Below are 14364 nucleotides of genomic sequence, written 5' to 3' on the forward strand. Positions count from 1 at the left end.
CGCGTGCTCTAGCGCCGCTGGCGGGGCGTCCCGCTATGCGGGCCCGGCCTAGGCGAGGCCGAGCCGGGTGCGTGCCGCGCGATATTCGCGCTCGAGCCGGTCGACCCGGTCGGCGACGCTCTCGACCGCGGTGACCGCGCCGATCCCCTGGCCCGATCCCCAGATATCCTTCCACGCCTTGGGCTTCGATCCACCCTCGGCATTGGCGCCGGCCCCGAAGTTCATCGTCTTCAGATCACCCTCGGGCAGCGCATCGGGATCCATCCCCGCCGCGACGATCGACGCGCGCAGGTAATTGCCGTGCACGCCGGTGAACAGGTTCGAATAGACGATGTCCGCCGCGCGCCCCGCGACGATGCCGTCCTTATAGGCCTGGTCGGCATTCGCCTCGACGGTCGCGATGAAGGGCGAGCCGATATAGCCGAAGTTCGCCCCCATTGCCTGCGCCGCGAGCACCGCGTCGCCGGTCGCGATCGCGCCCGACAGCGCGAGCGGACCGTCGAACCACTGGCGAATCTCCTGGATGATCGCAAAGGGCGACAGTCGTCCGGCATGGCCGCCGGCGCCCGCGGCGACAGCGATCAGGCCATCGGCACCCTTTTCGATCGCCTTGCGCGCGAACCGGTCGTCGATGACGTCGTGCAGCGTGATCCCGCCCCAGCCATGCACCGCGGTGTTCAGATCCTCACGCGCGCCGAGCGAGGTGATCACGATCGGCACCTGCCATTTGGCACAGGTTTCGAGATCGCGTTCGAGCCGGTCGTTCGACTTGTGGACGATCTGATTGACGGCGAACGGTGCCGCCGGACGGTCGGGATTGGCGCGGTTGTGCGCGCTCAGTTCCTCGGTGATCCGGTGGAGCCATTCGTCGAGCATCGCCTGCGGTCGCGCATTGAGCGCCGGGAAGGATCCGACGATGCCCGCCTTGCACTGGGCGATCACCAGATCGGGTCCGGAAATGATGAACAGCGGCGACCCGATCACGGGCAGGCGCAGGCTCTTTAGAATAGCGGGTACGGTCATGGCGCGTTTCATAGCGCAGCCGAAACGGCTGCGCCAGCACTCTGGTTAGAGCGGCAGTCACGTGTGATTGCCATGTGACCGCAAATGCTTAGAGCGGTCGGCATAGAATGTTCCGGAGATGTGCCGCCATGAAGTTTGCCGTTGCCGCCTTGCTGGCGCTGTCCGTGTCTGCGCCCGCGCTTGCCGCAGGGCAGTTGCCGCGCAGTGTCGTGCCGATCCTGTACGATATCCAGGTACGCCCGGATGCGAAGGCGATGACGTTCAGCGGGACCGAGACGGTGACCATCGACGTCAAGCAGGCGACCCGGACGATCCAGTTGAACGCGGCGGATTTGAACATCACGTCGGCGACGTTCGACGGCCGCCCCGCCACCGTAAAGGCGGACGCCGCAGCACAGCTGCTTACGGTGACGCTGCCCGCGGCGGTGAGCGTCGGGCGGCACAGCCTGGCCTTTGCCTGGACGGGCAAGATCAACCAGTCCGCGTCCGGGCTGTTCGCGATCGACTATGCCAATGCCGACGGGTCGTCGTCGCGGATGCTCGCGACCCAGTTCGAGGCCCCCGACGCGCGCCGGTTCGCACCGATGTGGGACGAGCCCGCGTTCAAGGCGAAGTTCCGCCTGTCCGCGGTCGCGCCGGGCGCTCAGCTGGCCTTCTCGAACATGCCTGCCACGGCGATCACGAAGCAGGCGGACGGCACGCAGCTCTACAAGTTCGGCGAGACGCCGCTGATGTCGAGTTATCTGCTGTTCCTCGGCATGGGGGACATGGAGCGCAAGACGCTGATGGCGGGCAAGACCGAGATCGGCATCATCAGCCGCAAGGGAGTCGTCGATCAGGGCGACTATGCGCTCGCCGCCGCGAAGGACCTGCTTGCCTATTACAACGACTATTTCGGCCAGCCCTATCCGCTGCCCAAGATGGACATGATCGCGGGGCCGGGATCGAGCCAGTTTTTCGGCGCGATGGAGAATTGGGGCGCGATCTTCTATTTCGAGAACGAATTGCTGTTCGACCCGAAGCGCGCGACCGAAAGCGCGAAGCAGCGCATTTATACCGTTGTCGCGCATGAAATGGCGCACCAGTGGTTCGGCGACCTCGTCACCATGGCGTGGTGGGACGATCTGTGGCTGAACGAGGGGTTCGCCTCGTGGATGGAGGGCAAGTCGAGCGGCGTACTCGTGCCAGCGTGGAAATCCGAGGCGGCCGCGGTGTCGGGCGAGCGCGAGGGGGCGATGGGGATCGACGCAACGTCCGCGACGCACCCGATCATCCGCAAGGTCGAGACCGTCGACCAGATTGGCGAAGCGTTCGACGGCATCACCTATTCGAAGGGGCAGGCCGTGATTGGCATGCTCGAATCGACGCTCGGCCCCGACGTGTTCCGCAAGGGCATCCGCAGCTACATGGCCAAGTATAAATACGGCAACACGGTCACCGAACAGCTCTGGGCCGAATTGTCCGCAGCCGCGGGCAAGCCGGTCGCAGAGATCGCGCACGACTTCACCTTGCAGGGCGGCGTGCCGCTGGTGACGATGACGGGCGCGACCTGCAACGGCGGCGTTACCACCGCCATGCTGACGCAGGGCCGGTTCGGGCTGGATGCGGCATCGAAGACGCCGCAGACCTGGCACGTGCCGCTGGTCGTGGGCAATCTCGGCGGTGCGCAGACGGCGACGATCGTCACGGGCGCAGCGCCGTCGCGAGTCACGATCCGGGGATGCGGTACGGTCGTCCTCAACCGCGGCAAGGGCAGCTATACCCGCGTGATGTACGACGATGCGGGCCATGCCGCGATCGTCCGCGACTATGCCAGACTAGACCTCGCCGACCGGCTGGGCACGCTGGGCGATGATTTCGCACTGGCGGCGGGCGGCTATCAGGACCTGTCGCGTTATTTCGCGGTGATGGACAAGGTCGGGCCGGACGCCGATCCGCTCGAATGGTCGTCGGTCGCAGGCGCGCTCGGCCGGATCACCGGGCTGTACGACGACACCCCGCTCGAGGCGCCGCTGCGCGCGCGGTCGGTCGCGATCCTTGGCCCCGTGCTCGCGCGGATCGGCTTCGAGGCTAAACCGGGCGAATCGCCGCTGACGAGCAATTTGCGCGAGACGCTGGTCGGGCGGCTCGGCACCAATGGCGATACGGGCGTCGCGGACCGTGCGCGGCGCTATGTCGCGGCGCTGGCGACCGATCCGACCGCGATCCCGCCGGCGATCCGCCAGCCGATCCTGTCGACCTATGCCGTCAACGCGACCCCGGCGGAATGGGACGCGCTGCTTGCGCTCGCCAAGGCGGAGAAGAGCCCGGTTGCCAAGAACCGGTTCGTGACGCTGCTCGGGGCCGCGCGCGACCCCGCAACTGCGGGGCGGGCGCTCGCGCTGCTCAAGACCGACACAATCTCCGCGCCGCAAAAGGCCGGGCTGCTCCGCGCCGTCGCGGGGGCGCATCCCGACCTGGCGTTCGACTGGGCAGTCGCGAACCGTGAGCTGGTCGAGAGCTTCCTCGAGGCGAGCACGCGATCGGGTTATATCGTCGGGCTCGGCGCGGGCTCGAACGATCCGGCGATGCCGGGCAAGATCAGCGCCTTTGCGGACAAATATCTGCCCGCCTCGTCGCGAGGCGCGTGACGCGGTCGCTGTCGACGATCGCGGTCCGCAAGGCCGCCGCCGACCAGCTGCGTCCCGCCGTCACCAAGTGGGTCGCCGGCTGACACAACGGCGCCGTTTCCCGGGCGATGTCCCGGGGTCCGGCGCGCATGGCTAGTCGATACGGGTCAGTCCGGTTGCGCAGGCGCGGGCCTTCTCGACATAATGCTGGGCGGAAATGCGGAGCGCCGCGATCGCCTGTTCATCGAGCTGCCGGACCGCACGCGCCGGGCTGCCGATGATCAGGCTGCCCGCGGGAAAGGTCTTGCCCTCGGTGACGAGCGCGCCGGCGCCGACGATGCAGTCCTCCGGGATCACCGCATGGTTGAGCAGGATCGCCCCCATGCCGATCAGCGACCGGTCGCCGACCGTGCAGCCGTGGAGGATGGCGTGATGGCCGATCGTGCAATCCTCGCCGATCCGAAGCGGCGCGCCGGGATCCGAATGGAGCATCGCGCCCTCCTGGATGTTGCTGCGCGCGCGATGACGATCGGCGTATTGTCCGCGCGGACGACCGCACCGAACCACACGCTCGCCGCCTCGCCCAGCTGGACATCGGCGATCAGATCGGCGCTTGGCGCGACCCAGGCGGTCGGGTGGCAGGTGGGGCGTTTGTCGCCCAGGGCATAAAGCGGCATCGCAAGGTCTCTCCGTCGAACCCGCGGGCTGCGACGAAGCCCGAAACGACACCGCCGCACCGCAGATCATCGGTTCGATGTCTGCGATACGGCGGGATCGTCTGCAAGGGCGGCAGGACAGGCCGTCAGGCGACGGTATTTCAGGCGACGGGCGGCATGCCCTTGATCACCTTGTCGAGCGTCAGCGGATATTCGCGGATCCGGACGCCGCAGGCATTGTAGACCGCATTCGCGACCGCGGCGCCGACGCCGCAGATGCCGAGCTCGCCGACGCCCTTGGCCTTCATCGGCGACGACTTGGCGTCGGTCTCGTCCATGAAGAACACGTCCTGATAGGGGACGTCGGCATGCACCGGGACATGATATTCGGCCATGTCGTGATTGACGAAATAGCCGAACCTTTTGTCGACGACCGCGTCTTCCATCAGCGCCGCACCGACGCCCATGGTCATCGCGCCGATGACCTGGCTGCGCGCCGACTTGGGGTTAAGGATTCGCCCGGCGGCAAACGCACCGCTCATCCGGCGTACCCGAACCTCGCCGGTCGCCGAATCAACCGCGACCTCGACGAAATGGGCGCCGAAGGTCGACTGCGCATAAGTCTTGGTCAGATCGCCGAACTCGATCGAGTCCTCCGCCGACAGGCCCGCATCGCCCGCCGCCTCGGCGAGCGATACGCTGCGGTTGCCCGACTTCACCTTGCCGTCCTCGAAGACGATGTCGGTCGGGTCGAAGCCGAGCTTGCGTGCGACGCTGTCGCGCAGTGCCGAACAGGCCGCATAGACGCCCGCGGTCGAGCTGTTGCCGCCCCATTGGCCGCCCGAACCGGACGAGACGGGGAAGCTGCTGTCACCGAGCAGGACGATCACCTTGTCGAGCGGCACGCCCATCATCTCGGCCGCGGTCTGCGCGATGATCGTGTAGCTGCCGGTGCCGATGTCGGTCATGTCGGTGGCGACGGTGACGACGCCTTTCTTGTCGATCCCGACGCGCGCGCCGGACTTCATCGTGACATTGTCGCGGAAGGCGGACGCCATGCCCATGCCGATGAGCCAGCGGCCTTCGCGGACCTGGCCCGGCACGGGATTGCGCTTGTTCCAGCCGAACCGCTCCGCGCCCGTCCTGAGACAGCCGACGAGATCGCGGTGCGAGAAGGCGCGCTTGGGCGATTCGGGATCGACCTGCGTATCGTTGACGATGCGCAGCTGGACCGGATCCATTTTTAGCGTCTCGGCAAGCTCGTCCATCGCCGCCTCGAGCGCGAGCAGCCCGACCGCCTCGCCGGGGGCGCGCATCGCGTTGCCCTCAGGAAGGTCGAGCGTCGCGAGCCGCGTCGCGGTCATCCGGTTCGCGCCCGCATAGAGCAGCCGGGTGACGTTCGGCGCGGTCTCGGGTCCGCCACCGGGGAGATCGCCCGACCAGCTTTCATGCGCGATCGCGGTGATCGTGCCGTCCTTGCGCGCGCCGATCCGGAGCCGCTGGATCGTCGCCGGACGGTGCGTGGTGTTGTTCATGATCTGCGGACGGGTCAGCGCGACCTTGACCGGCTTGCCGCCGATCGCCCGCGAGGCGAGCGCGGCCATCACCGCATCGCTGCGGATCCAGAGCTTCGACCCGAAGCCGCCGCCGACGAAGGGCGACAAGACGTGGATGTCCTCCTTGGGAATGCCGAGCGTCTCGCTCATGTCGCGCACCGCCCAGTTGAGCATCTGGTTCGAGGTCCACAGCGTCAGCTTCGACCCCGTCCACGCAGCGGTCGTCGCGTGCGGCTCCATCATCGCATGGCTCTGATCGGGCGTGGTATAGGTCTGGTCGAGCTTGACCGGGGCCTTGGCAAAGGCGCCGGCGAAGTCGCCGATCGCGGTATCGGGCTTGCCGTCCTTCGGCTTCACCGCGGCGGATTTCTCCGCGGCGAGGTCGAATTTCCCGGCGCTGCGGGCATAGGTGACGCGGACCAGCTTCGCCGCTGCGCGCGCCTGTTCGAATGTCGATGCGACCACGATCGCGACCGCCTGATCGAAATGCTGGACGTCGGGGCCCGCGAGCATGCGGGCGGTATGCGCCTGCGCCTTGGCCACCGTACCGGCATTTTCATGCGTGACGACGGCGAGGACGCCTGGTGCAGCCTTGGCTTCGGCGAAATCGATCCGCTCGATCCGGCCCTTGGCGATCGCCGCGCCGACGATATAGCCATAGACCGCGCTCGGTGCGGCGTCGTTGCGTTCATAGGCATAGCGCGCGGTTCCGGTGGTCTTGCGCTTGCCGTCGATGCGGTCGACCGGTTGGCCGACGACCTTCATGCGGTCGATCGGGTTGGTCGTTGCGGGAGTGTCGAACTTCATGGCGATCAGGCCTTCGCTTCTTCGAGCACTGCGTGGATCGTGCGTTCGATCAGCGGCAGCTTGAATGCATTTTGCGACGTCGTGCGGGCACCAGCCAGAACGGCCGCGGCCGTGGCCTTGGCGCCCTTGGGCAGTTGCGCCTCGGCAGCTTCGACCCGCCACGGCTTGTGCGCGAGGCCGCCAAAGGCAAGGCGCCCGCGGCCATCGGGCTGGATGACCGCCGCGACCGACACCAAAGCGAACGCGTAGGAGGCACGGTCACGCACCTTCTGGTAGATGTGCGTGCCGCCAATCGGCTTTGGCAACGTGACCGCGGTGATCAGCTCACCCGCGGCGAGCGCGGTCTCGATATGCGGCGTCGTGCCCGGCAGCCGGTGGAAGTCGGCGATCGGGATGGCGCGTGTCTGGCCGGCCGAATTGACCGTCTCTACGGTCGCATCGAGCACTCGCATCGCGACCGCCATGTCGCTCGGGTGCGTCGCGATGCACGCATCGCTGGTCCCCATGACCGCGAGATTGCGGTTGAAGCCGCCGATCGCCGCGCAGCCGCTGCCCGGCTGGCGTTTGTTGCAGGGCTTGGTGGTATCGTAGAAATAGGGGCAGCGGGTCCGTTGCAGCAGATTGCCCGCGGTGGTCGCCTTGTTGCGCAACTGGCCGGACGCGCCTGACACGAGTGCCCGGCTGAGCACGCCGTAGTCCTTGCGGACGCGGGCGTCGGCGGCGAGGTCGGTGTTGCGAACCAGCGCACCGATCCGCAGGCCGCCGTCGCTGGTTGGTGCGATCGTATCGAGATCGAGGCCGTTGACGTCGATCAGATGCTGCGGCGTCTCGATCTGCAGCTTCATCAGGTCGAGCAGGTTGGTCCCGCCCGCGATGAACTTGGCGCCAGGCGTACGGACCGCCGCTGCCGCGGCGGCGCTCGCGGTCTTGGCGCGTTCGAAGGTAAAGGCCTTCATGCCATGCGCTCCGTGCCGGCGACGTCGTGGATCGCGTCGATGATGTTCGAATAGGCGCCACAGCGACAGATATTGCCGCTCATCCGCTCCTGAAGTTCGGCGGTCGTCACCTTCGGCTTGGCGGCGATGTCGCCGGTGGCATGGCTGGGGATGCCTTCCTTGATCTCGTTGAGCGTCGCGACCGCGGAGCAGATCTGGCCTGGCGTGCAATAGCCGCACTGATAGCCGTCATGCTTGACGAAGGCGGCCTGCATCGCGTGCAGCTTCTCCGGCGTGCCCAGACCCTCAATCGTGGTGATCGAGTCGCCCTCGTGCATCACTGCGAGCGTCAGACAGCTGTTGATCCGCCGGCCTTCGACGATGACCGTGCAGGCGCCGCACTGGCCGTGATCGCAGCCCTTCTTCGTGCCCGTCAGCTTCATCGTCTCGCGCAGCGCGTCGAGCAGGGTCGTCCGCGTATCGACCTCGATCAGGGTATTGCGGCCATTGACCTTGAGCGTCACCGGCATCGTCGTCGGCGGGGTCTGTTGCGGTGCCGCCACCTGCGCACCCACCGGGGTCCCGGTCAGGGTCGCGGTCGCTACGCCACCCGCGATCACGCCACGGCGCGATACGGGAAATCCGTCATTGCTGTTCATAAAGATCTAAAGCTCCCTGATCCGCTAACGAACGGATCGCCACGGAACCGGTTGCGTCGCCACGCCGGAATCCGCCCTAACTCGGAAAAAATAGGTATCAGGCGGCTGCCGCGCCATAGGGCGGGACCGAGATAATTGACGGTCTAAGCCAAAAAGTCCCAATCCGACACCGTCATTGACCCTTCAAATCGCACGCAATTCTGATATCGTCATGATCACGATCAAGGGATTGAGCGATGCAGAGTTACGCGCAGACGGTTGCTCGACTGAGGTCGATGGCTTTCCTCCTTGAGGAGGCGTTGCGCATCGCTGACGAGGGCGGCAACGCGCTGGTCGGGGCGAAGATCAGCGATTGTGTCGACTGGATCGAACAGGAGCTGACGTCGGTCAACGTGCGCGCCGCGCTCCATCCGATCACCGAACAGGGCAGCGCGGACCCCGCCTGAGGGGCTGGCGCTCGGCGAGTCGAAACCACGTCAGTCGTGGCGCCGGGGAAAGGTCCCGTTCTAGAGGATCGCCAGCTGGACCGTCCGGGCATGATCCGTCTCGGCGTTCGATCCGCTCGCGCGCGGCCGATGCCAGTTAAGGCGGCCGATAACGGCGGCGATCCGTGAACAGCGTCGCTCGCCCTGACTGTACGCGCTGCCGGTTGCCGCAGCGCGCGCGCAGTCCGCATCCTCGCGCTTTCATCGGTGCCGCGACTCGACGTCAAAAAAAAGTCGGAGGTGGAGCGATGGACAGTCTGCGCCCCCTGTGCTCGGATCTGTGCAGAGGGGAACAGCATGAGACCGGTTTTCAGATCTAAAATGGCGCTGACCGCGGTCGCCGTGACGATGGCTTTTGGCATGACCCCAGGGGTGGCTCGCGCCCAGGTCGCAGATCCCCTAGCGATGACGACCGATCCCGCAGATCGCGAGGTGATGGCGGAGGCAGCGTCGGCGATTGCCGGACGATCGCCCGACATCGCCCGGCTCGATGCGGTCCTTGCCAAACTGCCGCGGCCGACGCCGCTGCGCGGCATGGTGCAGACGGTGCGGGCCGGTGTTCTCGCAAGCGCGCAGGCGACCGGCCCCGCGGTCGCGGCGATCGAGGAGGCGCTGCGGCTTCTGCCGGATGATCCGCGGCCGAAACTCGTCGCGACGGGAATCTATACGTTTTCCGGTTCGCCGCAGCGCGCCGCGGATCTCCTCCTCCAGGCCAGCCGGCTTGCGCCGGAGATGACGCGGCATTTCGACCGCTACGTCGTCATGGCGTTGACGGGGCGTTTGACCGAGATCGGCGACCGGAGCCGGGCAGACCGGCTCAACGCCCGGCTTGGCGAGATCGGCTTCAGTTCGGGGCTCGCGCCCGAACGCTCGACCGCAGCCTTGTCCCGCACGCGCGAGGCGATGCGGATGTCGACAGGCGCATCGACTGACGAGGCGGCAAACCTCGTCACGACGATCGGCGATCCGGACGATCTGCTCACACTCTATATCGACCGACGCTATGCGCCGCTCTGGCCGCGGATCGCGGAATGGGCCGGGGCCGATCTCGCTGCCCAGTCGCGGCGCTACCTCGACGAGCTGCGCGGCGACTGGGCGGCGGCTGCCGATTTCGACACCGCTACGCCCTATGCGCGTCGCCTTTCCCGCCTCGAGGCGTATCCCGCGGTGCTCGGCCTGTTCCTGCCAATGTTCGACGGGATCGACACCGGAGCGGCGGTGCCAGTGGAGGCGCGTGCCGCGGGCGCGCCGCGGGGCGAGGGCGTGTTCCTCGCGCCGATCGTCGCCAGGGCGCTGGCGCATCAGGGGCGCTATGACGAGGCGCAGGCATTGCTGGCCAGGGTCGCGACGACCGTGCCGGCCGACGACCAGGGCAATGGCCTCAATCTCGACGGCGCCTATCTGCAGCTGGCGGCGATGGAGACCGACTGGCCGCAGGTCCTCACGCGCGCCGACGTCTTTCTCGATCGGGCGAAACGATACGGGAGCAACGTCAACCGCGCGTCCGTCCTGCTCGTCAAAGCCTGGCAGGCCTGTGCGCTCGCCCGGACTGGACAGAGCGCTGCCGCCGAACCCGTCACCGCAGAGGTGCTGTTGGACGAAGCGCTGGTGCCGGGCGCCGCGATGCAGATGTATGTCTGTCGGGGCGACCAGGCCGCGGCGCGCGCGCTCGTCATCCGCCGGCTCGCTGACGAGACGACCCGCGACTGGGCGCTGCGCTATGTCCAGCCGACCGGCTCCGCAACGACGACGCCGCTCGACCGGTTGACGGACCCGGTCGACGACGCGGTCCGGACCGCGCCCGACGTCGTCGCCGCGGCGACGCGGGTAGGGCGGATCCTGCCGAATCCCGTCAGCGTCGGGCTGCCGCAGGGGTTCGATCCGTTCCGCCTCCAACCGCGGACGACGCCGCTGGACGCGAACGCCGTCTAGGCGGCCGCGACGCCGATCGACCTCAGTCGCCGCACTGGGTCATCGGCACCGGCGCCGAATCGATCCTCACGTCGGATACCGACACCCCAAGCGCGCCGTCGGTCGCGAGCACGAAGGGTGCGGTGACATCCGCCATGTCGACACCGCGCTTGGCAAAGCATTGCAGCGGCACGACGACCTGGCGCCATTCGCCCGGCGTACCGGTCGCGAGCGTCCTGGTGATCGGGACGCTCACCACGGCACCGTCATGGCTGACCATGCCGATCGTGACGGGTGCGCTGGCGGCGCGATCGACGCGCAGGTCGACGACGAGGCTCAACTCGCCATTGCTCTCCCGCGTGAGATCGAGCGGACGATCCGCCTCGATGCGTGCCTCGGCCGCACCGCCCGACCAGACGAGGCTGCGTGCATCCTCCTGGCGGCGGCGGTCGACCGCCGAGGCGGTGAGCCGCCGGTTCGTCGTCGTCGCATTGACGCCAAGGAGGCGGACCTTCGACTGTCCCTGTTCGGCGAGGACGAGCGACCAGCCTTCGGGGACGCGACCCTTGCCGAACACGATGCCGCTCGATGCCACGGCGAGTCCGGCGGGGCGCGTCTCGTCGAGCTTCGGGACGGTGCCCGGCTTCGCGTAGCTCAACCCATAGCCATAGGCGAACAGCGGATCATAGCCGGGGTCCGCGCGGTTGAGCACATATTGATCGGGGCGTTTGGGCCAGGAGAAGCTGAGCTTGCCGCGAAAGTCGTTCGCGATGCGCCCGTCCTTGGTGCGGAACAGCACGTCGGCGACGCCGCCGCCCTCGCTGCCCGGCAGGAACGCCGCGACGAACGCATCGGCGGCGTTGAGCTCGGCGTTCACCCAGAGCGGCCGGCCGGAGAGGAATACCGCCACCACCGGCACGCCCGCCGCCTTGAGCTTGCGCAGCAGCGCGAGATCGGCCTTGTCGTCGGGGCTATAGTCGAGCGTCGGGCGGTCGCCCTTGAACTCGGCATAGGCTGTTCGCCGAACACGACGATCGCCGCATCGGGTTTCTTCGCGAAGCCGCCGTTCGCCGACAGCGTCGCGGTGCCGCCCGCCGCCTTGACCTCCGCGTCGATGCCCGACCAGATCGACTGGGCATTGGGGAAGTTCGCATTGGTGAGGCCGCTACCCTGCCAGGTCAGCGACCAGCCGCCCGCCTGTTGCGCGATATCGTCGGCACCGCCGCCCGCGACCAGGATGTTGGCCGAGGGCTTGAGCGGCAACAGCCCGCCTTGGTTCTTGAGCAGTACCAGCGATTCGCGCACCGCCCGCCGTGCGATCGCACGATGGTCGGCCGCGCCGATCCGCTCCATCTTGCCCGCGAGCGCGCGTGACGACGGGCGACCGCGATCAAATGTGCCGGCGCGCAGCTTGACGCGGAGGATGCGGCGGACCGCGTCGTCGAGCCGAGCGGCGGAGATCTCGCCCGACTGCGCCTGTTTCAGCGTGTTGGCGTAGAGCGTCTTCCAGCCGCTGCCCGAATACATGAACATGTCGAGCCCCGCGTTGATCGCAGCGGCGCAGCTCTCGTTCGAACAGCCCTCGACTTGGCCGTGGCCGTTCCAGTCACCGACGACGAAGCCGTCGAAATGGAGCCGGTCCTTGAGCACGCCGGTCAGCAGGCTCTTGTTGCCGTGCATCTTGGCGCCGTTCCAGCTCGAGAAGCTCGCCATCACCGACTGGGTGCCGGCCTCGATCGCGGCGGGGTAGCCACCGAGATGGATGTCGCGCAACGCCGTTTCGGGGATCAGCGCATCGCCCTGGTCGCGCCCGCCGGTGCCGCCGTCGCCGAGGAAATGCTTGGTCGTCGCGATCACGCGGTCGGGGGCAAGGAAATCCCTGGTACCGACCTTGCCCTGCACGCCCTCGATCACCGCGCCGGCGTAATCGGCCTGGACCGCAGGCTCTTCCGAATAGCTTTCATAGGTGCGGCCCCAGCGATCGTCGCGAACCACCGCGAGCGTCGGCGCGAAGGTCCAGTCGATCCCGGCTGCGGCGGTCTCGATCGCGGTCACATGGCCGATCTCGCGCATCAGGTCACGGTCGCGCGTCGCACCGAGGCCGATATTGTGCGGGAAGAGCGTCGCACCGGGGATGTTGTTGTTGCCGTGCACCGCGTCGGTGCCCCAGATCACCGGAATGGCGGGCCGACCGTCGCTTCGCGCCATCGACGCATCGTAAAAGGCATCCGCGAGCTTCAGCCACTCGATCGGCGGCGCAAGATCGTCGCCGTTCGGCCCCGAATTGCCCCCGTTAAGAATCGAGCCGAGCTTGTAGGTGCGCAGGTCGGCGGGGGTGATGCTGGCGATGTCGACCTGGATCAGCTGGCCGACCTTGTCCTCGATCGACATGCGCGCGACGATCGCGTCGAGCCGCGCTTCGATCTTCGCGTCGCGCAAAGGCATGGCCTTGGCGGTCGGCCAGAGATCTGGATTCGCGACCGCCGAAAGCGGCGTGGATGTCTGGCTCCCGCCCGGCGCGGCAGATATTGGGGCAGATGTCGGGGCAGGGGCAGGGGGCGGCGAGGCCGGCGGTCGCGACGCGATCGGCGCGGCCGCGGTCTGTAGCAGCAGTGCGATCGTCACCGATGAGAAACCCGTCGACATCTTTATCTCCCTGATCCCGGTTCGAAGCTCTCCGACTGATGCCGACGCCCCCGGGCATTGCCACCCTGCTATCGCCGCAGCGGGGCGTCGGGCAAATCATTTACGTTACAAGCAAGTGAAGGATCGAGCTCACATCCGAACTCCGGTGCTGTCTGCCACCGTTCGGAAAGCCGGCTATAAGCGTCACGGGGGCGCAGAACGCGCCAGGGCGCAAAAATTGCCATAAAAGTGAAATTTGCGTTTGACGGGATTGGGGAGTGGGCCTAGAGGGGTGTCACCGCAGCGAACGGCCACACGGTCTGGTTGCTGCGGTCGCAAACAACCAGATGCTCCAAGCTTCCTGCAAGGGAGGTTATGCGAGTGTCGGTATTTTTTGTCGGCTATTTGACATTGTAGGTTTAGATGAAGGGACATGTGGGCGGCGGCTTGCGGTTTCTGGGGTCCTCAAGGCTCTGGATAATCGTTTAAAGCTAAGTCGTTCTCATATGTCCTTCACGTATCCATACGTAATGGACGGTCTGTGCGGTTTTCGAACTGGGCGGGTCGTCTGAAGAATTTTGTGTAGAGCGGCTCCTTGAGATGAGCTGTCGTGTCGTGGAATTCCACTGCGACGTGATGGTGACATAAACTTGAGAGTTTGATCATGGCTCAGAATGAACGCTGGCGGCATGCCTAACACATGCAAGTCGAACGAAGCCTTCGGGTTTAGTGGCGCACGGGTGCGTAACGCGTGGGAATCTGCCCCTTGGTTCGGAATAACAGTTGGAAACGACTGCTAATACCGGATGATGACGTAAGTCCAAAGATTTATCGCCGAGGGATGAGCCCGCGTAGGATTAGGTAGTTGGTGTGGTAAAGGCGCACCAAGCCGACGATCCTCAGCTGGTCTGAGAGGATGATCAGCCACACTGGGACTGAGACACGGCCCAGACTCCTACGGGAGGCAGCAGTGGGGAATATTGGACAATGGGCGAAAGCCTGATCCAGCAATGCCGCGTGAGTGATGAAGGCTTAGGGTTGTAAAGCTCTTTTACCCGGGATGATAATGACAGTACCGGGAGAATAAGCTCCGGCTAA

7 protein-coding genes, 1 rRNA gene and 2 pseudogenes are annotated in these 14364 nt (G+C 66.4%); 4 read left to right on the forward strand and 6 right to left on the reverse strand.

All coding sequences use genetic code 11. The features are described 5' to 3' along the window. Positions 1-48: 48 nt before the first annotated feature. Positions 49-1023, reverse strand: a complete 975-nt coding sequence (locus NI18_RS06970) for a nitronate monooxygenase family protein (RefSeq protein ID WP_037529031.1) — start codon at positions 1021-1023, stop codon at positions 49-51. Positions 1024-1151: 128 nt separating this feature from the next. On the opposite strand from NI18_RS06970, the gene NI18_RS06975 reads away from it, so the two are divergent. Further along, a complete protein-coding gene (locus tag NI18_RS06975; protein WP_128082116.1) occupies positions 1152-3653 on the forward strand; it encodes a M1 family metallopeptidase in 2502 nt (833 codons plus the stop codon). A 132-nt stretch (positions 3654-3785) separates the two neighbouring features. On the opposite strand, the pseudogene NI18_RS06980 reads toward NI18_RS06975, so the two are convergent. From NI18_RS06980 to paoA, 4 genes and pseudogenes are all read right to left on the reverse strand, one after another. Further along, a pseudogene (locus tag NI18_RS06980) lies at positions 3786-4309 on the reverse strand (gamma carbonic anhydrase family protein). Positions 4310-4449: 140 nt separating this feature from the next. Further along, positions 4450-6651 carry an aldehyde oxidoreductase molybdenum-binding subunit PaoC gene (gene paoC / locus NI18_RS06985; RefSeq protein WP_031441827.1) on the reverse strand — a complete coding sequence of 734 codons (2202 nt, stop codon included), beginning with the start codon at positions 6649-6651 and terminating at the stop codon, positions 4450-4452. Positions 6652-6656: 5 nt separating this feature from the next. Then, a complete protein-coding gene (locus NI18_RS06990; protein ID WP_031441828.1) occupies positions 6657-7607 on the reverse strand; it encodes a xanthine dehydrogenase family protein subunit M in 951 nt (316 codons plus the stop codon). Beyond that, positions 7604-8245, reverse strand: a complete 642-nt coding sequence (gene paoA / locus NI18_RS06995) for an aldehyde dehydrogenase iron-sulfur subunit PaoA (RefSeq protein WP_037529025.1) — start codon at positions 8243-8245, stop codon at positions 7604-7606. Before paoA ends, NI18_RS06990 begins: the two co-directional genes overlap by 4 nt. 236 nt (positions 8246-8481) lie before the next feature. Between paoA and NI18_RS07000 the strand changes: the two genes are divergently transcribed. Together NI18_RS07000 and NI18_RS07005 are read left to right on the forward strand one after the other, a co-directional pair. Further along, complete coding sequence (locus NI18_RS07000) at positions 8482-8691, forward strand: hypothetical protein (RefSeq protein ID WP_037529027.1); 210 nt, start codon at positions 8482-8484, stop codon at positions 8689-8691. A 444-nt stretch (positions 8692-9135) separates the two neighbouring features. Beyond that, on the forward strand, positions 9136-10662 hold the full coding sequence (locus NI18_RS07005) for a hypothetical protein (protein ID WP_031441830.1): 1527 nt from the start codon (positions 9136-9138) through the stop codon (positions 10660-10662). 22 nt (positions 10663-10684) lie between these two features. Here NI18_RS07005 and NI18_RS07010 read toward each other — a convergent pair. Next, positions 10685-13287: pseudogene (locus tag NI18_RS07010) on the reverse strand (exo 1,3/1,4-beta-D-glucan glucohydrolase). 625 nt (positions 13288-13912) lie between these two features. On the opposite strand from NI18_RS07010, the gene NI18_RS07015 reads away from it, so the two are divergent. Then, a 16S ribosomal RNA gene (locus tag NI18_RS07015) occupies positions 13913-14364 on the forward strand; the annotation flags it as partial.

The organism is Sphingomonas sp. Ant20 (assembly GCF_000783375.1).
Taxonomy (GTDB): Bacteria; Pseudomonadota; Alphaproteobacteria; order Sphingomonadales; family Sphingomonadaceae; genus Sphingomonas; species Sphingomonas aerolata.

Coding starts and splice junctions, on each gene's coding strand:
- NI18_RS06970 (WP_037529031.1), bottom strand. CDS start 1,023: ATGACCGTACCCGCTATTCTAAAGAGCCTGCGCCTGCCCGTGATCGGG.
- NI18_RS06975 (WP_128082116.1), top strand. CDS start 1,152: ATGAAGTTTGCCGTTGCCGCCTTGCTGGCGCTGTCCGTGTCTGCGCCC.
- paoC (WP_031441827.1), bottom strand. CDS start 6,651: ATGAAGTTCGACACTCCCGCAACGACCAACCCGATCGACCGCATGAAG.
- NI18_RS06990 (WP_031441828.1), bottom strand. CDS start 7,607: ATGAAGGCCTTTACCTTCGAACGCGCCAAGACCGCGAGCGCCGCCGCG.
- paoA (WP_037529025.1), bottom strand. CDS start 8,245: ATGAACAGCAATGACGGATTTCCCGTATCGCGCCGTGGCGTGATCGCG.
- NI18_RS07000 (WP_037529027.1), top strand. CDS start 8,482: ATGCAGAGTTACGCGCAGACGGTTGCTCGACTGAGGTCGATGGCTTTC.
- NI18_RS07005 (WP_031441830.1), top strand. CDS start 9,136: ATGACGACCGATCCCGCAGATCGCGAGGTGATGGCGGAGGCAGCGTCG.